The following is a 20,909-nucleotide window of genomic DNA, read 5'->3' as shown; positions in this document are numbered from 1 at the left end:
CCGGCGTGCTGACGCCGGCATGTCGTTTGATCGCTTTCGCACGAAATCCCTGACTACTTATTGCGGGCGAGCAGTTCCTTGACCACCTGATCGGTGACCCGTCCATCCGCCGGCAGGCCGACGGATTTCTGGAAGCTCTTCAGGGCGGCTACCGTCTTGTCGCCCATGGCGCCGTCGGGCGAACCGGCATCGAAGCCATTCTTGTTGAGAATGGCCTGAATGTTGCGGATTGCCTTCTTCATATCGATGGAGGCCGTGTTCACACCCTTGCCGGTGGTCCATTCGTCAGGAATGTTTGTGCCATTGGCCTTCGGATCGGCCGGCTGCACTTTCCAGAGGTCGACCTTGGCGCGGGCACTTTCCAGATCGGCCGGCTTCATGGCGTTGGCGACTTCGTCGCGCTTCTGGGCGGCGTCCTTATCGCCGCTCTTTGCGGCGATAGCAAACCACTTGTAGGATTCCTGCAGGTCCTGTTTCACGCCGTTGCCGCGTGCATAGAGGATCGCGAGGTTGAACTGGCTGTCGGAGACGCCGAGATCGGCGGCGCGGATAAACCAGTTCGCCGCGCTATCATAATCCTGCGGGCCGGCAGTACCGGAAGCATAGAGAACCGCGAGATTGTGCATGGCGCTGGCGTTGCCCTGATTGGCGGCCTGCTCATAATATTGCTTGGCCTTGACGAGATCTCGATCGACGCCATTGCCCTTCTCATACATGCTGGCGAGGCGGTACTGTGCCGGGGCATAACCCTTGTCGGCCGAAAGCTGATACCAGTTCGCAGCCTGCTTCATATCGGCAGCAACGCCGCGGCCATCCGTGTAGCGTGCACCGATTTCGAAGAGCGCGACCGGATCGGCCGATTTTGCGGCAGCGACGAGCGATGGTGGCTGGATGCCATCAGGCACGGCGATATCAGGCGCTGCCGGCGTGGCGGCGGGAGTTGCGGCGGCCGTATTCTCAGTCTGAACGAAGGCGGTGGCCTGCTGTGGAGCTGCGCTGCCGGCAGGCGCCAACTCTTCGCTTGCCGTCTGGTTGCCGTCGAGCGGGGTCGCTGCCGTCAGGTGATCATTCGCTGGCGCGGCGGCGGGGTCCGCGGTCGTGGGTGCGGGCTGGACTTCCGCCGTCTGCGTCGTGGATACCGAGGGTGCGGCGGCCTGATTTGTGGCAGGCTGCTGATTGCTGGCGGCCGGGTTCGTATTGGCAGCGACGGTATTGGTCGCGGCGCTATCGGCAGGCGCGACCATCGTCGATAGTTGGGCTGGTGCCGGCGCCTTCTGGCCGCGGGTCAGCGTGTTCGCCAGCGGATAGGCCATGATGGCAAGCATGACGGCGCCCAATGCAAGCAGGATCGGCCGGCGAAAGCGCGAGAACGCGCCGCCCTTCTTGGCGTCTTTCTTGGAAGCAGGAGCCGAGCGTTGCGTCTGGTCGACTTCCATGGCAGCGGCCTGCGCGGCGCGGCGGGCGGCTGCGATATAGTCGGCCCGTTCGTTTTCGGTCGGTTGACGCACGTTTCCGCTGCGCGAGGTGTTCTGGCTGGCGCGCACGCGCTCGAGGATCTTCTTGATATCGGGTGCGCCGGAACCCGGCTCCAGCAGTTCGTTGGCTTCTTCGCCGGGCATCACGTCGGCGGGATCGATCGACGGTGCCTGTTCGATGACCGGACGGTCCGGCGGAAAGATCGGCTCGGCCTTTTCCGGCGTAAAGAAACGCTTGCCGAGGCTCGCGAACAGGCTGGACTTGCCACTCTTCTTCACGGCTGCCTTGATTTCGGCCTTCGTATTGGCGTCGATCGCCTGTGCGACGGCGACTTCGCCGGAGACTGAGGATTCTGCTGGCGCAACCGTGCGGATGATCGGACCTGCCTTCTGCGCCGCCATGGGCGGCTTCAGACCCGGAGCATCCTCTTCGGCGAAAACGTCGCTTTCGAAGGTCGCGGCCGGCATGGCGGGCGCAGGCTTGCGCTGCTCCATATGATCCAGACGGTCGGCGATTTGCAGCAGCGTGTCATGCAGGGCCTCAAAGGTGCGATGCGTCCGCTCGTCGGTGGCGCGGCTGAGGTCCTCAAGATGACGAAGATCGTCCGCAAGAGCCGCCAAAGCCGACATGTCGGCTGCTTGCGAACCGTTCACCATTCCGCCTTCGCGGGAATAGGCCTCGACGACGGTTTCCGCCGCATGGCGGGCCGCTTCGATAATGTATTCGTCGTTGGTCGCCATATAGTCTTCGATCGCGCTCATCCGGCGGTCGAAGTCCGGGGGCAGATGATTGGCGACGGCCCGGGGCTCGTTCGTCAGCAATGTCGAGAGATGGGCGATCTGCTCTTCGAGACTGCGCAGTGCCTGCGTATCCGTCGGCGGTGCGGCGGTGCTTGCTTCCAGGCGGGCTGCGATGTCGGAAAGCCGGCCTTCGAGCCGGCGCGCCATGCTGTCGTCGAGGCTTGCTGCCGGAGCGGGCGGATGGAAATCGATCTCGTCGATGCGGCGAGCGAGATAATCCAGCCGGTCGGCCAGTACGTTACCGACGGAACCATGTTCCAGCGCATCGATCTTGTGGGAGATATCGGCGAGATAGGTGACGAGTTCGGGCTGCGGTGCGGCCTTCTGCGAACGCTCCATCAGATGCGAAAGCTGGTCCAGCCGCTCCTCGAGGCGGGCGACGGCCTTGGCGCCGCCGAGCTCGTCGATGCGCATGGCGAGCGCTTCGAGACGGCTGGAAAGATCGTCGGCAGGCTGATGCCGGCCGGCAGCATCGCGGCTCATCAGGTCGATCTGGTCGGCAAGGCCGCTGAGGCGGCCTTCCAGCCGTTGCATGGCCTGGTCCTGCGGCTGCATCATGGAGCCGAGGCTCTCCATCGCGGTCGCGATCGTCAGCAGTTTGTTTTCCAGCGCATGCACGGCCGGGCTGTCGTTCATGCCGCCGAGATGCTGCTTGATGTCATCGAGGCGGTAGGCAAGCGAGACGAGCTCGTCCTGCAGGCCCGACGTGTCGATCGCCTTCACCTGGCGCTCGACGTGATGCAGGGATTCCTCGCGGGCGAGGCCGTCCATCAGCGAGCGCAGCTCGTCGAATTCGGCTTTCAGCCCGGCGGTTTCCGGCTGACCGGTGAGCTGGTTGATGCTGTCGGCAAGCCTGGCCATGTCCTGGCGGACATCGGCGACAAAATGCTTGTCCTCGGCGTTTTCGCGGATATCGCGGATTTCGGCGCGCAGAGCGGAGACCTCGCGGGTCACGCTGTCGGCGATGTCGCGCTTCAGATCCTGGCGGAGGTTGACGAGCGCCTGGGCGATATCGACCGGTGCGTCGGCGGCTGCGGCCCGCATCGGCTGGCGCTGCGCATGGCTGTCGATCGGCCGACGAGCCGCCTGCGGTTCTGCGTGCGAGATTTCCTCGCGTCTTGGCTGCAGACGTTCGCGGTTTGCTTCCAGCGTGCGTTGGCGTTGACGGATCTCGGCAAGCGGATCTGATCGAAGATCGCTCTCATGGCGTTCGTTGCGCAGCGGGCGCTCGTAAGTGCGGCTGGCATATTGTTCACGTTCGGGGCGGGGCGGCATCCGCTCCGGGGCGGCTCGTTCGGGGACAGGTGCATAGCCGGCAGCGACGCGCTGGCGCGTATCGCGCGCGGCGGCGGTTCCCATCAGCCCTTCGATGCGTGCTTCCAGCCCCTCGATCGTGCGGCTCAGAGCATCCAGCGACGTCCAGTCGCCCGTACCGGTAGGATTTGATCGCGATCCGCTCATATCTTTGCTCGCCTTGAACTATGGACCACCCCGGGCCGTCATGCTGATGGAAGAAGACGTTGCTCTATCGCCGCGCTGTCTGCATCCGTCGTTCGGAAAGGGATAAATGTATTGGCTTTCCTCAAACAGAGCGGCAAAGACAGCGGGATTTCCAAGCATAAGTTGAAGAAACCCGAAGCACTGCTGCTCAACTCGTACAATTTACGAAACGTGGTAAACAACTCGTTAAGTTTGTCGGAAATCTTAACCTTTTATTTCGGTTCTGCTGTCCCGCGGCCTGATATTCTTGCACGCAGGCAGTGACCGGTTGCTGAGGGGAGGGGCGTATCGGCGATAAGCGGGATGGTCTCCCTCACCGGCTTCACCAAAATTTCAACGCGAGACACGAATTTGACGTTTACGCAAACGTCAATATTTTGTAAGAGTATGACGGTGGCCGGAATCTCAAGGTCCGGCGGCGAATTGGAGGAATTCGAGAAATGCCAGTCTATAAGGCCCCGGTGAACGATACGCTCTTCGTCCTGAACGATGTGCTCGGGCTGGAGCGCTACAACAATCTTCCCGGTTATGCCGATGCCACGCCCGACATGATCGAGGCGATCGTCGGCGAGGCGGCCAAGCTGTCAGAGGAAGTGCTTTTCCCGCTCAACTATTCCGGCGATCAGGAAGGCTGCGTGCGCCATGACGATGGCACGGTCTCGACGCCGAAGGGCTTCAAGGAGGCCTATCGCGCCTATCGCGAGGGTGGCTGGCTGGGTCTCGCCGTGCCGGAGGAGTTCGGCGGGCAGGGGCTTCCCTACGTGCTGCACTGCGCCGTCGGCGAATATACCTCGGCCGCCAACATGTCGCTGATGATGTATCCGGGCCTGACCCAGGGCGCGATCGCAGCGATCCTCGTCCATGGCACCGATGCGCAGAAGCAGACTTACTTGCCGAAATTGATCGAGGGCAGCTGGTCCGGCACCATGAACCTCACCGAACCGCATTGCGGCACCGATCTCGGCCTCTTGCGCACCAAGGCGGTGCCTCAGGCTGATGGCAGCTACAAGATCTCAGGCCAGAAGATATTCATCTCGGCCGGCGAGCACGATATGACGGATAATATCGTCCATCTCGTCCTTGCTCGCATCGAAGGTGCGCCTGAGGGAACCAAGGGCATTTCGCTGTTCATCGTGCCGAAATTCCTCGTCAAGGAAGACGGTTCGCTTGGCGCGCGCAACCCGGTGTCCTGCGGCGCGATCGAGCACAAGATGGGCATCCACGGCAACGCCACCTGCGTCATGAATTACGACGAGGCTACCGGCTTCCTGATTGGCACCGAGAACAAGGGCCTTAATGCCATGTTCGTTATGATGAACGAGGCGCGCCTCGGCGTCGGCCTGCAGGGTCTCTCCATCGCCGAGATCGCCTATCAGAATGCCGCCAACTATGCGCGTGAACGCATCCAGGGCCGCTCGCTCTCCGGCCCGAAGGCGCCGGACAAGAAGGCCGATCCGATCATCGTCCATCCCGATATTCGCCGCTCGCTGATGACCATCCGCGCCTTCAACGAAGCCGGCCGCGCCTTCCTGCTCTGGACGGCGCTGAAGTCCGATATCGCCCATCGCTCTCCCGACGAGAAGGGCCGCCAGGCAGCCGACGATATCCTTGGCCTCGCAACGCCGATCCTCAAGGGCGTCCTGACCGACAAGGGTTTCGAGCATGCCGTCATGGCGCAGCAGATCTTCGGCGGTCATGGCTATATCGAAGAGCACGGCATGAGCCAGTATGTTCGCGATGCCCGCATCACCATGATCTATGAGGGCGCCAACGGCATTCAGGCGCTTGATCTCGTCGGCCGCAAGCTGGCGCTGAACGGAGGCCGCGCCGTCATGGCGCTGTTTAAGGAAATCGGCGATTTCTGCGAGGAAAACCGTAACGACGAGCAGATGGCATTCTACACCAAGCATCTGAAAAAGGGCTTGAACGACGTGCAGGCCGCGACCATGTGGTTCATGCAGAATGCCATGGCCAAGCCCGACAATGCCGGCGCCGGCTCGACCGACTACATGCACCTCTTCGGCCTCGTCGTCCTCGGCTATATGTGGGCGAAGATGGCGAAAGCGGCTCAAGCAGGCCTTGCGGCTGGCGACAGCGCGCGCGAGGATTATCTGAAGAACAAGCTTGTCACGGCGCGGTTCTACATGGAGCGCATCATGCCGGAAACGGCATTGCGCAAGGCCCGCATCGAGACCGGCGCCGATACGATGATGGAACTGGCGGCGGAAGCCTTTTGAGCAAGGCGGCGTTAGCTGCTGCAGGGAGATGAGACATGACCGAGGTTTTCATTTACGACCACGTGCGCACGCCGCGCGGGCGCGGCAAGAAGGATGGGTCGCTGCATGAAGTGCCGTCCGTGCGCCTTGCCGCCAAGACGCTCGAGGCGATCCGCGATCGCAACGGCCTCGATACCGCAACGGTTGACGACATCATCATGGGCTGCGTCGATCCGGTCATGGAAGCCGGCGCCGTCATCCCGAGGGGTGCCGCCTTCGAGGCCGGCTATTCCACCAAGGCGCCTGGCATGCAGATTTCGCGTTTCTGCGCCTCCGGCCTCGATGCCGTAAATTTTGGTGCGGCGAAGATCGCTCAAGGGGCTGACGATATCGTCATTGCCGGCGGTGTCGAAAGCATGTCGCGCGTCGGCCTGGGCATGTCCGGCGGTGCCTGGTTCATGGATCCCTCCGTCAATTTCCCGGCCTATTTCATGCCGCAGGGCGTATCGGCCGATCTCATCGCCACCAAATACGGCTTCTCGCGCGATGACGTCGATGCCTATGCCGTCGAGAGCCAGAAGCGCGCCGCCAATGCCTGGGAAAAGGGCTACTTCAAGAATTCGGTCATTCCGGTGAAGGATATCAACGGCCTGACCATTCTCGACCGCGACGAGCACATGCGTCCCGGCACCGACATGCAGGCGCTGGCCTCGCTCAACCCATCCTTCCAGCTGCCGGGCGAGATGGGCGGCTTCGAGGCCGTCGGTATCCAGGCGCATCCCGAGGTCGAGCGCATCAACTACGTCCATCACGCCGGCAATTCCTCCGGCATCGTCGATGGCGCGGCTGCCGTGCTGCTCGGCTCCAAGGCGGGCGGTGAGAGCATGGGCGTGAAGCCGCGCGGCCGCATCAAGGCCTTCGCCAATATCGGCTCCGATCCGGCGCTGATGCTGACCGGCCCGGTTGACGTCACCGAAAAGCTTTTGAAGCGCAGCGGCCTGACGCTGGCCGATATCGATCTCTTCGAACTCAACGAAGCCTTCGCCGCCGTCGTGTTGCGCTACATGCAGGCGTTTGACATCTCGCATGACAAGATCAACGTCAATGGCGGCGCGATTGCCATGGGCCATCCGCTCGGCGCAACCGGCGCGATGATCCTCGGCACCGTACTCGACGAGCTGGAACGCCGCGATCTCAACACAGCGCTCGTAACACTCTGCATTGGCGCTGGCATGGGCACCGCTACGATCGTCGAACGCGTCTGAGGAGGGGAAACCAATGGCTTACACGAATTTCACCGTCGAAACGGACGCAGACGGCATCGCGCTCGTCACCTGGGACATGCCCGGCAAGTCCATGAACGTCTTCACCGCCGAGATCCTCGAGGAACTGAATGCCATCATCGACGCAACCGTCGCCGATGCAGCCGTCAAGGGTGTGGTCTTCACCTCGGGCAAATCGTCCTTTTCCGGCGGCGCCGATCTCTCGATGATCAAGTCGATGTTCTCCTTCTATCAGGAGGAGAAGGCGAAGGACCCGGCCGCAGCCGCGAAGAAGCTCTTCGATCTCGTCGGCCGCATGACCGGCCTCTTCCGCAAGCTCGAAACCTGCGGCAAGCCGTGGGTTTCGGCCATCAACGGCACCTGCATGGGCGGCGCTTTCGAGCTGTCGCTCGCCTGCCATGGCCGCGTCGCGTCGAGCGCCAAGAGCGTCAAGATCGCGCTGCCCGAGGTCAAGGTCGGCATCTTCCCCGGCGCCGGCGGCACGCAGCGCATTGCGCGCCTAACTGACGCGCAATCCGCCCTGCAGATGATGACGACAGGCCAGTCGTTGACGGCCGCGCGCGCCAAGGCGATGAACCTCGTGCATCAGGTGGTGGAACCGGATCAGCTGATCCCGGCCGCCAAGCAGATGATCAAGGACGGTTTGAAGCCTGTGGCACCCTGGGATGAAAAGGGCTTCAAGGCGCCGGGCGGCGGCATCTGGACGCCGGCCGCAGCTCAGCTCTGGCCGGCGGCGCCAGCCGTCCTGCGCCGCGAGACATCGGGCAATTATCCGGCGGCACTCGCCATTCTCAAATGCGTCTATGAAGGCTTGCAGGTTCCCTTCGATACCGGCCTGAAGATCGAGCAGCGCTATTTCACGCATGTGCTGCAGACCACCGAAGCCTATTCAATGATCCGCTCGCTGTTCATCTCCATGCAGGAACTCGGCAAGGGCGCGCGCCGTCCGGCCGGCCAGCCGAAGACGGAGCTGAAGAAGGTCGGTGTCGTCGGCGCCGGCTTCATGGGTGCGTCCATCGCCTATGTCACCGCCGCCGCGGGCATTCCCGTCACCCTCATCGACCGCGATATCGAGGCTGCGGCTAAGGGCAAGGGCGTCGGCGAGGGACTAGTCAAGGATTCGATCGGTAAGGGAAGACTGACGCAAGACGAGGGTGCGGCACTGCTCTCGCGCATTACGCCTTCGGCCGATTATGCCGATCTCAAGGATGCCAACCTCGTCATCGAGGCGGTGTTCGAGGATCGTGAAGTCAAGAAGGCCGTCATCGAGGCGGTCGAAGCCGTGCTGCCCGCCGGCGCCGTCTTCGCTTCCAACACCTCGACGCTGCCGATCACAGGCCTTGCCAAGAATTCCAAGCGCCCGGCCGATTTTATCGGCGTCCACTTCTTCTCGCCGGTCGAGAAGATGATGCTGACGGAAGTTATTCTCGGCAAGGAAACGGGCGATCATGCGCTCGCTGTCGCACTCGATTACGTCGCCGCTATCAAAAAGACCCCGATCGTCGTCAACGACACGCGCGGCTTCTTCGTCAATCGCTGCGTCTTCCGCTACATCCACGAAGCCTATGACATGCTGATCGAAGGCGTACCCGCTGCCATGATCGAGAATGCCGCCAAGATGGCCGGCATGCCCGTTGGGCCGCTGGCGCTCAACGACGAAGTTGCCATCGACCTCTCCTACAAGATCCTGAAGGCGACGGTCGCCGATCTCGGCGAGAAGGCTGTCGATCCGCGTCACATGCAGCTAGTTAGCGGTCTCGTCGAAGGCGAGGGACGCCTGGGCAGAAAGAACGCCAAGGGCTTCTACGACTATCCGCCGAAGCCGGCGAAGAAGTCGCTCTGGCCAGGCCTTAAGGATCTCTATCCGCAGCAGAAAGCCGATGAGGTCGATGTTAACGTGCTGAAGCAGCGCTTCCTCGTGACCATCGCGCTGGAGGCCGCCCGCACCATTGAAGAAGGCATCGTCACCGATCCGCGCGAGGCCGATGTCGGCTCCATCCTCGGCTTCGGCTTCGCCCCCTATACCGGCGGCGCGCTGTCCTACATCGACGGCATGGGTGTGAAGGCTTTCGTGGAACTCTGCGACAAGCTGGCAGCCGCCCACGGCCCGCATTTCCAGCCGACGGCACTGCTGAAGGACATGGCGGCGAAGGGCGAGACCTTCTACGGGCGCTTCGATCCCTACCGCGCCGCGAAAGCCGCGTAAGACAATAGGTTGTTACTGACGACCAATAACGGGCCGCGCCCCTGTCGGGAGCGGCCTTTTTGTTTGCCATTGCGTGCGGCTGATCGGCTGCAATCAGACGATGTCGCGAACCGTTGGAAATCGAACCGGAAGGTCACCTCTTCCAGAGTGATGCTTGAGAGCGCTGAACCGCTCATGGTTGTGGATATCGGCACTGCCGCTACGCAGAGAGGCTGTATTGTCAAGCTCGGCGGCTGGTAGTCTTCATCATCGCAACAATGATAGGTCGATAGATGTCGCTGAAAGCAGTCTGGATGTTTTTGACTGGGCGGTGGGGCCATGTCGCCCTTGCCGTACTGGCATGGCTGGCCTACGGGGCGTTCTTGTCATCGCCGCTCCTGGCTCAGGATGCAGCGGTCGCGCCCTCCAAGCCAGCTGAGCTGAGTGCCGGCGCGCGCCTGCAAGCGATCACCGATGGGCTGATGCGGGCGTTCGACGTCGGCCCGGATTTGAATCCGCAAACCATCTTCAAGATACTGCCCGGCGATTGGGCCAATATACCGCCGGATTTCTATCCCGACGATGTTCCCGCAGACGCTCCGAAAATGCTGTGCGCGGGTATAAGAACGCATTTCAACCAACCTCGCTCGGGCAATTCGATCTTTGACGGCTGGATCGGCCGGGAGGGCTCAAGTCGGTTTGAGCTGCGTCTGACAGGTGGTGGCAATTTCTATTGGATATCCAACGTTCAAGATGAGATGCAACGGCTCGGTCTCGATAAATCCACGGACGCAGCGATGGCACTCCAGCGCGGACTGCTGATGCAAAGGAGCGTTCAAGAGGGAGGCATCTTGCCGCTCAGTAATGATGTCGTCGTCATTACAAACACGGCAGAACCTTCCAGGATGAGTTTCTGGGTGAGATGCCTCAGCGACCCGGAAGATAGCGCGAGAAACGCGCGAAATATTCAGCTCGTGAATACGATGAAGAAAAGAATGACAGCACAGGCCGCGTTTCTATCCTATGGCGCGGATGGATCGGTACCTTTCGTGCAGAAAATGCAAGGTGCTTGGACAATAGTCGACGAACTCTCCCGGTCCGATATCAGGAACAGAACGGTCTCGGATCTCTGCCACATCCGCCGTATCGAAATGAAGGCGGAGCATCAGCCCCTGCCGATCCTGACGGCGCATGTTGCAGATACCTCCTCTTCGGAAGACCGTCCGGTGCCGGCGGCGCAGGATGAATTTGAACTGCGGCTTGCGGGCGATCGCGAGCTTTTGCGCGTACCACTTCACGATCCGATGCTAGACGTGAAGCAGCATGCGGAACGTTTCCATGTTCCGCCTGTCGGTGGGACAAGCGTCATCGCTGAGCGGCAGCGAAAGGAGGCTATCGCGTGGTATCGTCGGGCGGCTTTATCGTCAGCGTTGCCGGTTAATCTTGTTCCCGTTGACGAGGATACTTTGGTGGAAAGCGCAACCAGCGCGTGGGGCAAGACGCGTGAGCCGTACGGCACTGGTATCGAAGTCTTCAAGCGCTATTGGCTGCGTTGCCCGGCTTGACCTCGCTCAACCGCTTTCTCTTGCCCCGCCCTCAACGCAACGACACCCCAGCCGATAAGCAGAAGGATTGCCGCCGCGTAGATGTCGGCGGCTTCGGCAAATCCAAGCGCTTTCGACAGGAAGCCTGCCAGGATGGCGGGGACGCTGAAGGCAAGGTAGCTCTGGATGTAGAAGGCCGAAAGCAGCCCGGCGCGCTCGTCGGGCTTGGCCAGCGGCATGATGCTTCTCACCGTGCCGAGGAAAGCTGCCCCGAAGCCCGAGCCGGCGATCAGAGTTCCGAGCGCGAGGATCGACACTTCGGCCGCATGCATGCCGGCGATGATGGTCAGTATGCCGAGGCTCATGGTCGGTATGCCGAACTTCATGATCACGGTAGCGGATCTCCGGCGCAGCAGGAAGACGGCGGCAGCGCCGCTGATCGTCAAGGCTGCGACCACGGAGCCGCCGACCAGTGGCGCCGTGCTGCCGGTCGTCGCGCTGACCAGCGAAGGCACCAGCGACAGATAGAAGCCGGCAAGCGCCCAGACGGCAATATTGATCGGCGTCAGCGCCAGCAGTGTCCGGCGAGCCTGCTTGGGAACGGCGACTTCCGGCTTCAACGATGCGAATACGCCGGGCCGTCGGCTCGTTGTTTCCGGCACCATCCATAGCAGCGCGGCTTGCAGCGTCAGCAGGGCAAGTGTCACGACATAGACAAGCACGGTCGGAGCCGGCGCGAACTGGATCAGCAGGCTCGTGCCGATCGCGCCGATCGCCATGCCGGCAAGCGGGGCAAGACTGTTGGTGATCGATCCCCTGATCGGATCGAGATCGACAAGGGCGGCGCCGATCGAACTGATGGCTGTGCCCGTCGCAAAGCCCTGCACGATGCGGGCGGCAATCAGCCAATCCGGACCTCGAGCCATTAAAAACAGCGCTGTGGCCACCATATTGAGGAGGATCGATGCGAAGATCACCGGTCGACGCCCGAGATGGTCCGAAATCGAGCCAACGATGAGCAGTGCGGCGAGAAGGGAGAAGGCGTAGACGGCGAAGATCACCGTGAGCAGCACCGGCGAGAAGGCGAAGGCCTGCTGATAAAGGCGGTAGAGAGGCGTCGGTGCGGATGAGGCGGCCAAAAACAAGGCGCTGGTTGCGGCATAATAGTACGGCGCCAGGCGTCTGGCGGGTGAAATCGGAGCGCTGGCGGTGGAATCGAGTTCGGTCATCGACTATATCCTACCTAAAGCTAAAAGATTGCGTTAGGCGGATATAGGGTGCCTGGCGTATAAAAGCAAATAATTTGCGTTAGTGGATGCCTTTGGTCATTCGCGATCCGCAAAAAGGGAAAATTGGCAAGGGCTTATGGGCTATAGAGAAAATCCCCGCCCCGGCGGGCGCAGCGCCAGAGTGCAGGCGGCCGTGCATCAATCCGTCCGCGACATGCTGGCAACCATGGATCGCGCCGATGTAACGATCCCCCTGATCGCGCAGCGCGCCAATGTCACGCCGTCGACGATCTACCGCCGCTGGGGCGACCTTCAAAAGCTTCTGGCGGATGTTGCCGCCTCGCGCCTGCAGCCCGAAGGCGAGCCCGCCAGGATCGGCAGCGCCCGCGAGGATCTGGAAGCCTGGGTCGAGCAATATGCCGATGAAATGGCTTCGGGAGTCGGACGGCAGCTGCTGCGCGATGTTCTCGCGGTGTCCGATAACGCAAACGCCGAAAAATGCTGCACCTATACACGCTGTCAATTGAGCGTGTTCATTGCGCGGGCGGAGGCAGCTGGCGAGCCCTTTCCGGCCCTGGTGGAGCTGATGGATCACGTCATCTCACCGATCATCTATCGCATTCTCTTCGACCAGGCGCCCGATCCCCACTACGTTCGCAAGCTCGTCGCGAAGGTGATGCGGGAGAGTGTGGTCAGCGCTTGAAGCGCGGCCGACAATGCCGAATGACTCACCCGAGATCCCCTGGGGTACATCCAGCGGCTTCGGCTTGGTTGCTCGCAACTGACGAACAAGTTGCAGAATATATGCATCCTTAAGTTGCTTACGCGGTGAAATTATCATGGGATATGCATGCCTGGACAAACTCCCAGATCAATTTCCTATTGAAAAATAAGGAAAAAGATGGTGCTAATTACCAAGAGTGAATTCAACGGCAACGCGAAGGGGACTGCTCAATGCTTAATGAATTCAAGGCCTTTATCGCTAAAGGCAACGTCATGGACCTTGCGGTCGGCGTGATCATCGGCGGCGCTTTCGGCGGCATCGTGAAATCGCTGGTTGACGATATCATCATGCCGATCGTCGGCGCGATTTTCGGCGGCTTCGATTTTTCGAACTACTTCATCGGCCTCGCCTCCGGTGTCAACGCACCGACGCTCGCTGCGGCCCGTGCCCAGGGCGCGGTTCTTGCCTACGGCAGCTTCATCACCGTCCTTATCAATTTCCTCATTCTCGCCTGGATCATCTTCCTGATGGTCAAGGGCGTCAACGCGCTGCGCGCGCAAGTCGAGCGTAAGGATGACAAGGTCGCCGAAGCGGCACCGCCGCCGGCTGATGTCCAGTTGCTGACGGAAATTCGCGACCTTCTCGCCAAGCGCTGACTCGCTTTGCTCGACTCTTTTTGCAAGCCCCGGTCCATGCGAGGACTGGGGCTTTATTCATCACCAAAATCGATTGGTCACTAAGGCAAAGTCATGGGATTTGTCCGCCGCTCTGCTTTATGAAGGCGGAAACCGGAGACTTTGCATGTCGATACTAGATAGCCTCAGCCCGCGCGCGCTTGCAGCACCCGAAAGCGGGATCGTCGAAGTGGTCAATTATGCCCGTGGCCGTGAGGGCCTGCTGCCGCTCTGGGTCGGCGAGGGCGATCTGCCGACGCCGGATTTCATCAATCGCGCCGCCATGGCCTCGCTCAACGCCGGCGAGACCTTCTACACCTGGCAGCGCGGCATTCCGGAACTGCGCCAGGCGCTCGCCGATTATTATGGCCGGCATTTCGGCACTTCACTGCCGATGGAGAACTTCTATGTCGTCGGCTCGGGCATGCAGGCGATTCAGCTGTCCGTGCAGGCCATCACCGCTCCCGGCGACGAGATGGTTTATCTCTCCCCAGCCTGGCCGAACATCGCAGCTGCGCTCGAGATCGCAGGCGCCCGCTCCATCGCCGTACCCTTACAATTCGACCATGGTAAATGGTCGCTCGATCTCGATCGGTTGGAAGCGGCGATTACGCCCAAGACAAAGGGCCTGTTCATCAATACCCCATCCAACCCAACAGGCTGGACGGCGACCCATCAGGATCTCAGCGATATTCTCGCCTTAGCGCGCAAGCACGATCTCTGGATCATGGCCGACGAAATCTATGCGCTCTACTACTATGCCGGCGGCCGCGCGCCGAGCTTCCTCGACGTCAAGGAAGCCGACGACAAGATCCTGTTCGTCAATTCCTTCTCGAAGAACTGGTCGATGACCGGTTGGCGCGTCGGCTGGATCGTCGCACCTGCGGAGCTCGGGCAGGTGATCGAAAACCTCGTGCAATATTCGACCTCGGGCGTTGCGCAGTTCATGCAGAGAGGCGCGGTTGCGGCCTTGAACGAGGGCGATGATTTCGTCCGCTCCAATATCGAGAAGGCCACTCGCTCGCGGGATATCCTCTGCGACGCGCTGATCGCCACCAATCGCGTGCAGACGCTGAAGCCGGATGGCGCGCTCTATTCCTTCCTCAGGATCGACGGCGTCACCGACAGCCGCAAGGCCGCCATTGACATCGTCGACAAGACCGGTGTCGGCCTCGCGCCTGGGACGGCTTTCGGGCTAGGCGGCGAGCTCTTCATGCGCGCCTGCTTCCTGCGCGATCCGGTGCAGGTGGCGGATGCTGCGGAGCGGTTGAGCCGGTATATTTTGAGTTTGTAATGCGGGGGGCTTTGCTTCGACTGGCCCGGCGGTCGAAGGCACCCTTTCGATTGCCGTGCCTCTAGCACCTCCGCAGAGCGCAATTCTCCCAATCCATAAAATGCAATCGATCCGCGAAAGCCCCCTCTAACCATTCCCGCAATCTTTCCCGGCAGACCTCCTGCTTTTAACCAATTTCGCAGGGGAAGCGGCCTCATATGGAGGCGGTAAGACTTGGCGGGGACGCGAAGAATGACTGTCTTGGTGACAGGCGGGGCCGGTTATATCGGCAGCCACATGGTCTGGAGATTGCTGGACGCGGGAGAGGATGTGGTTGTCCTCGATCGTCTCTCCACGGGCTTTCGCTGGGCCATTCCGCCGGCTGCCCGCTTCTATCTCGGCGATATCGCCGATGAAGCGCTCCTGAATCAGATTTTCGCTGAAAATCATATAGAGGCCATCATCCACTTCGCTGGCTCGGCCGTCGTCCCCGTATCGATCGAGGATCCTCTTGCCTATTACGAAAACAACACCGGCAAGACCCGCATCCTCATGAGCGCCGCCATCAGGGCCGGCATCCGCCATTTCGTCTTTTCGTCCACTGCTGCGGTCTATGGCCAGCAGCCGGCGGACAGGCCGGTCGGCGAGGATGCGCCGCTGCGGCCTGAATCCCCCTATGGTCAATCCAAGTTGATGTCCGAGCTGATGCTGCGCGATGCCTCTGCTGCCTATGATTTCCGCTATGTGGCGTTGCGTTATTTCAACGTGGCCGGCGCCGATCCCGAGGGAAGGGCGGGTCAGTCGACCAACGGCGCTACCCACCTCATCAAGGTCGCCTGCGAGGCCGCCCTCGGCCGCCGCGGTCAGGTCGATATCTACGGCACCGATTATGCGACGCATGACGGCACCGGCGTTCGCGACTATATCCACGTCAGCGATCTCGTCGAGGCACATCTGATGGCATTGCGGCATCTGCGCGAAGACGGCCGCTCACTGGTTGCCAATTGCGGCTACGGCCAGGGCTATTCGGTTCTGGACGTGCTCAACATGGTCATGCGCGTCTATGGCCGCGCCTTCCGCATTCACATCGCTCCCCGGCGCGCCGGCGATATGGCCAGTATCGTCGCCGATGCGACGCTTGCTCGTCGCGAATTGGGATGGACGCCGAAATACAATGACCTGGAAATGATCGTGCGCTCGTCGCTGGATTGGGAGCTTCGCCTTGCCGAGCGCGCGGGCTTTGATGCCGCCGGCGTCAGCAGGGTCTACGCCGCTCCAAGCATGCTATAACGCGAGCGGCGCTCTTAGCTTTCCGGGCGTCTCCAGGGACCAAGAAAAGCCGGCGCATTCTTGCGCACGGCTTCCGCGAGAAAATCGATGACAGTGCGCACGCGTGGCGATTGGCGCAGGTCGCGATGGCATGTAATCCAGTAGTGGCGCCTGAGATCCACCTCATGCGGCAGGACCACCTGCAGATCGGGGTGCTTGCCGGCAATGAAGAACGGCAGCACGCAGAGCCCCTGGCCATTCTTCGTCGCCGTCAGCTGCGCAAAGATGCTTGAGCTTTGGAATTGCGGCCTGATGCGCGGATGGACGTCATCGAGATAATCCAGGCCGGGCGCAAAAATCATGTCCTCAATATAGCCGATAAAGGCGAAGTCCGGCAGGTCGTCACGGCTTTCGATCGGCGGATGGCGGGCGAGGTAGTCGCGCGATCCGTAGACCTGCAGGTGGTAGTCGGTGAGCTTCTCGGTGAAGTAAGGCCCGGCCTTCGGCGGGTCGAGCACCACGACGATATCGGCCTCCTTGCGCGAGAGCGACATGATCTGCTGGATGGTGATCAGCTCGAGTGAAATGTTTGGGTGCTTCGCAGTGAATTCCGGCAGGACGCCGGTGAAGAAGAAGTTGGAAAACCCCTCCGGCGCGCTGATGCGCACGACACCCCGTTGTGCTGCCGATCCCGCAGACAGATCGGCGCGAAGACGTTCCGTCTCCTGCTCCATATGCTCGGCCGTATCGACGAAGCGCTGGCCCATGCTGGTCAGCATGTAACCGCGTGGATTGCGCTCGAAGAGCTTGACTTTCAAGGCGAATTCCAGTCGGTCGATGCGCCGCGAGACCGTGGCGTGGCTGCTGCGCAATTGTCGCGCCGCGGTGGAAAGCTGCCCCGTTCGCGCAACGGCGAGGAAAAATTGCAAATCGTCCCAGGTAAAGTGCGGCGTACGCTTCATGCATCCTCCTCTGTTCAAAAATGAACAGACCTTGTTTGGAATTAATTGCAATCGCGACTTGCGTCAACGCGCGAATTCCGTGATCTTGGCGGTGGGAAAAGCCGTTTTGAGGAAAGCGGCTGGCCAATTTTGAACAGATTCGTTTTTGCCAAATCTCTGGGAGGAGAGGATATGCGAAAGAGTCTTATTGCGTCACTTGCATTTCTGCTTGCAGCCAGCACTGCGGCTTTCGCCGCTGGCCCGTCCGATGGTGTCGTCAAGATCGGCATCCTCAACGACCAGTCCGGCGTCTATGCGGATTTCGGTGGGAAATCATCGGTAGCGGCCGCCAAGATGGCCGCGGAGGATTTTGGCGGCAAGGTTCTCGGCGTGCCGATCGAAATCGTCGATGCCGACCACCAGAACAAGCCTGATATCGCCTCCAACATCGCCCGCCAATGGTACGACCAGGACAAGGTCGATGCCATCATGGAGCTGACGACCTCTTCGGTCGCGCTCGCCGTTCAGGCAGTTGGCAAGGAAAAGAAGAAGATCGACATCGTCACGGGTGCTGCGACCACCGATCTTACCGGCAAGCAATGCTCGCCCTATGGCTTCCATTGGGCTTATGACACACATGCTCTCGCCGTCGGCACCGGCGGCGCGCTCGTCAAGCAGGGCGGCGACACCTGGTTCTTCCTGACGGCGGACTATGCTTTTGGCTATTCGCTCGAGCAGCAGACCGGCGATTTCGTCAAGGCAAGCGGCGGCAAGATCCTGGGCTCCGTCCGCCATCCGCTGTCGACGAATGATTTCTCATCCTTCCTGCTGCAGGCCCAGTCGTCTGGCGCCAAGGTCATCGGTCTGGCCAATGCTGGCCTCGATACCTCCAACGCCATCAAGCAGGCCTCCGAATTCGGCATCACTCAGGGTGGCCAGCATCTGGCGGCACTGCTCTTCACGCTCGCAGAAGTTCACGGCCTCGGCCTGCAGGCGGCGCAGGGGCTGACGTTGACGGAAGGCTACTACTGGAACCTCGACGACAAGAGCCGCGAGTTCGGCAAGCGCTTCTTTGCCCGCACCGGCAAAATGCCGAACATGATCCATGCCGGCACTTATTCCGCTGTGATGCAGTATCTAAAGGCCGTGCAGAAGGCCGGTACTGACGATACCGACGCCGTTGCCAAGCAACTGCACGAAATGCCGGTCGATGATTTCTTCGGCCGCGGCGGCACGGTCGGCGCCAACGGCCGCATGATCCACGACATGTATCTGCTTCAGGTGAAGAAGCCTGAGGAGAGCAAGGAGCCGTGGGATTATTTCAACGTGCTGGCAACGATCCCCGGCAAGGAAGCCTATATCGATCCGGCCAAGAGCGGCTGCGACCTCGTCAAGCAATAGGATACGGACCGGCCCATGGCGATGTCCGCGACACATCCGTATGAAGAGCCCCGGGTGGTTTTGTCCGCCCGGGGACTGCGCCGCGATTTCGGCGGCTTCACCGCCGTCAAGAATGTCGATCTTGACGTACATCATGCCCAGGTCCACGCACTGATCGGCCCGAACGGCGCCGGCAAGACGACGGTGTTCAACCTGCTCACCAAGTTCCTGCAGCCGACGCATGGGACCATCACACTGCTCGGCACCGATATTACCAAGACGAGACCTGACAAGGTCGCGCGCATGGGCCTCGTGCGCTCCTTCCAGATTTCCGCCGTCTTCCCGCATCTGACGGTGCTGGACAATGTCCGCGTCGCCTTGCAGCGGCCGAGCAATCTCGCCCATCAGTTCTGGCGCCCGCTATCGGCCCTCGACAGCCTCAATGCCCGCGCCGAACAGCTCATTGCCTCCGTCGGCCTTTCGAAGGAGCGCAATGCCGTCGCTGCCGATCTTTCCTATGGCCGTAAGCGCGTGCTGGAGATTGCCACCACGCTCGCGCTCGATCCGAAGGTGCTGCTGCTCGATGAGCCGATGGCCGGCATGGGGCTGGAGGATGTAAACACGGTCTCCGCCATCATCCGCGACGTCGCGCGCGACAGGGCCGTGCTCATGGTGGAGCACAATCTCTCCGTCGTTGCCGATATCTGCCATCATGTCACGGTGCTGCAGCGCGGCGAGATCCTGGCTCAGGGCGATTACGCGACGGTCAGCCGCGATCCGCGCGTCCGCGAAGCTTATATGGGCACGGAGGAGGCTTGACGATGGCGCCGCTTCTCGACGTTCAGGGCCTCAATGCCTGGTATGGCGAAAGCCATATTCTGCACGGTGTCGATATGCGTGTGGGTGAGGGGGAGACCATCACCATCCTCGGCCGCAACGGCGTCGGCAAGACGACGACGCTGCGCACGATCGTCGGCATCGTTCGTGCCCGCAAGGGCAGGATCGCGTTTGCCGGCAAGGACATGATGCAGGTGCCGCTGCACAAGACTGCGCATCAGGGCATCGGCTTCGTGCCGGAAGAACGCGGCATCTTCTCGACGCTCAGCGTCTATGAAAACCTGATGCTGCCGCCGGTCGTCGCAGCAGGCGGTATGACGCTCGATGAGATCTTCGAGCTGTTTCCCAACCTGCATGAGCGGCGCAACAGCGTCGGCACCAGGCTTTCCGGCGGTGAGCAGCAGATGCTCGCCATGGCCCGCATCCTGCGCACCGGCGTCCGCATGCTGCTGCTCGACGAACCCACCGAGGGTCTCGCGCCCGTCATCGTCCAGCGCATCGGCGAAGTCCTGCAGAAGCTGAAAGGCCGCGGCATGACCATCTTGCTCGTCGAGCAGAATTTCCGCTTTGCGAGCCGCATCGCCGATCGCTTCTATGTGATGGATCACGGCCAGATGGTCTCGGAATTTCCGGTCGGCGAACTCTCCGAGCGCATGGATATGCTGCACAAGGTTCTGGGGGTCTGAGCCATGACGACGATATTCGGCATCCCCGCGCAGGCGCTTCTCGGTCAATTGCTGATCGGCCTCATCAACGGCTCCTTCTATGCGCTGCTGAGCCTCGGTCTTGCGATCATCTTCGGTATGCTGCGGGTCATCAACTTCGCCCATGGCGCGCTCTATATGCTCGGTGCCTTCACCGCCTATCTCTTGTTTGCCTATGCCGGCATCGGTTATTGGCCGGCCCTCGTTCTCGCGCCGCTGATCGTTGGCCTGTTCGGCGCTCTGGTCGAGCGGCTCTGCCTGCGCCGGCTCTACAGGATCGATCCGCTCTACGGATTGCTTTTCACCTTCGGCATGGCGCTGACCATCGAAGGAACCTTCCGCTATCTCTACGGTTCCTCCGGCCAGCCCTATGCCGTCCCGACGGAGCTGGCGGGCGCGAAGAATATCGGTTTCATGTTTCTGCCGGTCTATCGCGGCTGGGTGGTCATCGCCTCGCTGGTCGTCTGCATCGGCACCTGGCTGCTGATCGAGAAGACCAAGCTCGGCGCCTATCTGCGCGCGGCGACGGAAAATTCCACCCTTGTGCAGGTCTTCGGCGTCAACGTGCCGGTGCTTCTGACGCTCACCTACGGCTTCGGCGTTGCGCTTGCCGCCTTTGCCGGTGTGCTGGCCGCGCCGATCTACCAGGTCTCGCCGCTGATGGGATCGAACATGATCATCATCGTCTTTGCCGTTGTGGTCGTCGGCGGCATGGGCTCGATCATGGGCGCGATCGTCACAGGGTATATGCTTGGGATTGCCGAGGGCCTCACCAAGGTTTTCTATCCTGAAGCCTCGAATATCGTCATCTTCGTGATCATGGCAATTGTGCTGCTTCTGAGGCCTGCAGGTCTCTTCGGTCGGGAGGCGTGAT

15 protein-coding genes are annotated in these 20,909 nt (G+C 61.2%); 12 read left to right on the top strand and 3 right to left on the bottom strand.

Annotated elements, in window-relative coordinates; all coding sequences use genetic code 11:
• Window positions 1-53: 53 nt before the first annotated feature.
• Window positions 54-3,737 (bottom strand): peptidoglycan-binding protein, encoded by a 3,684-nt coding sequence (locus AC13QE_RS14150; protein WP_488484151.1) that lies wholly within the window; start codon window positions 3,735-3,737, stop codon window positions 54-56.
• Window positions 3,738-4,216: 479 nt separating this feature from the next.
• On the opposite strand from AC13QE_RS14150, the gene AC13QE_RS14145 reads away from it, so the two are divergent.
• From AC13QE_RS14145 to AC13QE_RS14130, 4 genes are all read left to right on the top strand, one after another.
• Complete coding sequence (locus tag AC13QE_RS14145; RefSeq protein ID WP_488484150.1) at window positions 4,217-6,013, top strand: acyl-CoA dehydrogenase C-terminal domain-containing protein; 1,797 nt, start codon at window positions 4,217-4,219, stop codon at window positions 6,011-6,013.
• 35 nt (window positions 6,014-6,048) lie between these two features.
• Window positions 6,049-7,257, top strand: a complete 1,209-nt coding sequence (locus AC13QE_RS14140) for an acetyl-CoA C-acetyltransferase (RefSeq protein WP_488484149.1) — start codon at window positions 6,049-6,051, stop codon at window positions 7,255-7,257.
• Window positions 7,258-7,270: 13 nt separating this feature from the next.
• The gene (locus AC13QE_RS14135; protein WP_488484148.1) at window positions 7,271-9,481 is read left to right on the top strand and encodes a 3-hydroxyacyl-CoA dehydrogenase NAD-binding domain-containing protein; all 2,211 of its coding nucleotides are present in this window, start codon (window positions 7,271-7,273) and stop codon (window positions 9,479-9,481) included.
• A gap of 461 nt (window positions 9,482-9,942) precedes the next feature.
• The gene (locus tag AC13QE_RS14130) at window positions 9,943-11,025 is read left to right on the top strand and encodes a hypothetical protein (protein ID WP_488484147.1); all 1,083 of its coding nucleotides are present in this window, start codon (window positions 9,943-9,945) and stop codon (window positions 11,023-11,025) included.
• Here the strand turns inward: AC13QE_RS14130 and AC13QE_RS14125 are convergent.
• Complete coding sequence (locus AC13QE_RS14125) at window positions 11,001-12,233, bottom strand: MFS transporter (RefSeq protein WP_488484146.1); 1,233 nt, start codon at window positions 12,231-12,233, stop codon at window positions 11,001-11,003. The two genes, AC13QE_RS14130 and AC13QE_RS14125, sit on opposite strands and share 25 nt — an antisense overlap.
• A 136-nt stretch (window positions 12,234-12,369) precedes the next feature.
• Between AC13QE_RS14125 and AC13QE_RS14120 the strand changes: the two genes are divergently transcribed.
• The 4 genes from AC13QE_RS14120 to galE all read left to right on the top strand — a co-directional run bounded on the left by AC13QE_RS14120 (window position 12,370) and on the right by galE (window position 16,194).
• Window positions 12,370-12,936, top strand: a complete 567-nt coding sequence (locus AC13QE_RS14120) for a TetR-like C-terminal domain-containing protein (protein WP_488484145.1) — start codon at window positions 12,370-12,372, stop codon at window positions 12,934-12,936.
• 251 nt (window positions 12,937-13,187) lie between these two features.
• Window positions 13,188-13,613 carry a large conductance mechanosensitive channel protein MscL gene (gene mscL / locus AC13QE_RS14115; protein ID WP_112608065.1) on the top strand — a complete coding sequence of 142 codons (426 nt, stop codon included), beginning with the start codon at window positions 13,188-13,190 and terminating at the stop codon, window positions 13,611-13,613.
• A gap of 145 nt (window positions 13,614-13,758) precedes the next feature.
• Window positions 13,759-14,925, top strand: coding sequence for a pyridoxal phosphate-dependent aminotransferase (locus tag AC13QE_RS14110; protein WP_488484144.1), 1,167 nt, complete (start codon window positions 13,759-13,761; stop codon window positions 14,923-14,925).
• 231 nt (window positions 14,926-15,156) lie between these two features.
• Complete coding sequence (gene galE, locus AC13QE_RS14105) at window positions 15,157-16,194, top strand: UDP-glucose 4-epimerase GalE (protein ID WP_488484143.1); 1,038 nt, start codon at window positions 15,157-15,159, stop codon at window positions 16,192-16,194.
• Window positions 16,195-16,208: 14 nt separating this feature from the next.
• Here the strand turns inward: galE and AC13QE_RS14100 are convergent, their stop codons facing one another.
• Window positions 16,209-17,135, bottom strand: coding sequence for a LysR family transcriptional regulator (locus AC13QE_RS14100; protein WP_285175357.1), 927 nt, complete (start codon window positions 17,133-17,135; stop codon window positions 16,209-16,211).
• 171 nt (window positions 17,136-17,306) lie between these two features.
• Here AC13QE_RS14100 and AC13QE_RS14095 point away from each other — a divergent pair, with 171 nt between their 5' ends.
• Genes AC13QE_RS14095 through AC13QE_RS14080 form a run of 4 tightly spaced genes read left to right on the top strand, consistent with a single transcriptional unit; the run spans window position 17,307 to window position 20,908 of the window.
• On the top strand, window positions 17,307-18,515 hold the full coding sequence (locus tag AC13QE_RS14095; protein ID WP_132715791.1) for an ABC transporter substrate-binding protein: 1,209 nt from the start codon (window positions 17,307-17,309) through the stop codon (window positions 18,513-18,515).
• 15 nt (window positions 18,516-18,530) lie between these two features.
• The gene (locus tag AC13QE_RS14090) at window positions 18,531-19,313 is read left to right on the top strand and encodes an ABC transporter ATP-binding protein (protein WP_488484142.1); all 783 of its coding nucleotides are present in this window, start codon (window positions 18,531-18,533) and stop codon (window positions 19,311-19,313) included.
• A 2-nt stretch (window positions 19,314-19,315) separates the two neighbouring features.
• The gene (locus AC13QE_RS14085) at window positions 19,316-20,017 is read left to right on the top strand and encodes an ABC transporter ATP-binding protein (protein WP_481410915.1); all 702 of its coding nucleotides are present in this window, start codon (window positions 19,316-19,318) and stop codon (window positions 20,015-20,017) included.
• 3 nt (window positions 20,018-20,020) lie between these two features.
• Window positions 20,021-20,908, top strand: a complete 888-nt coding sequence (locus AC13QE_RS14080) for a branched-chain amino acid ABC transporter permease (protein ID WP_015338767.1) — start codon at window positions 20,021-20,023, stop codon at window positions 20,906-20,908.
• The last annotated feature ends 1 nt before the right edge of the window (window position 20,909 follow it).

It is taken from the genome of Martinezella sp. CNPSo 3957 (genome assembly GCF_057784395.1).
The sequence above is the reverse complement of the archived record's forward strand: the minus strand, read 5'-3'. Positions and strand labels throughout refer to the sequence as shown.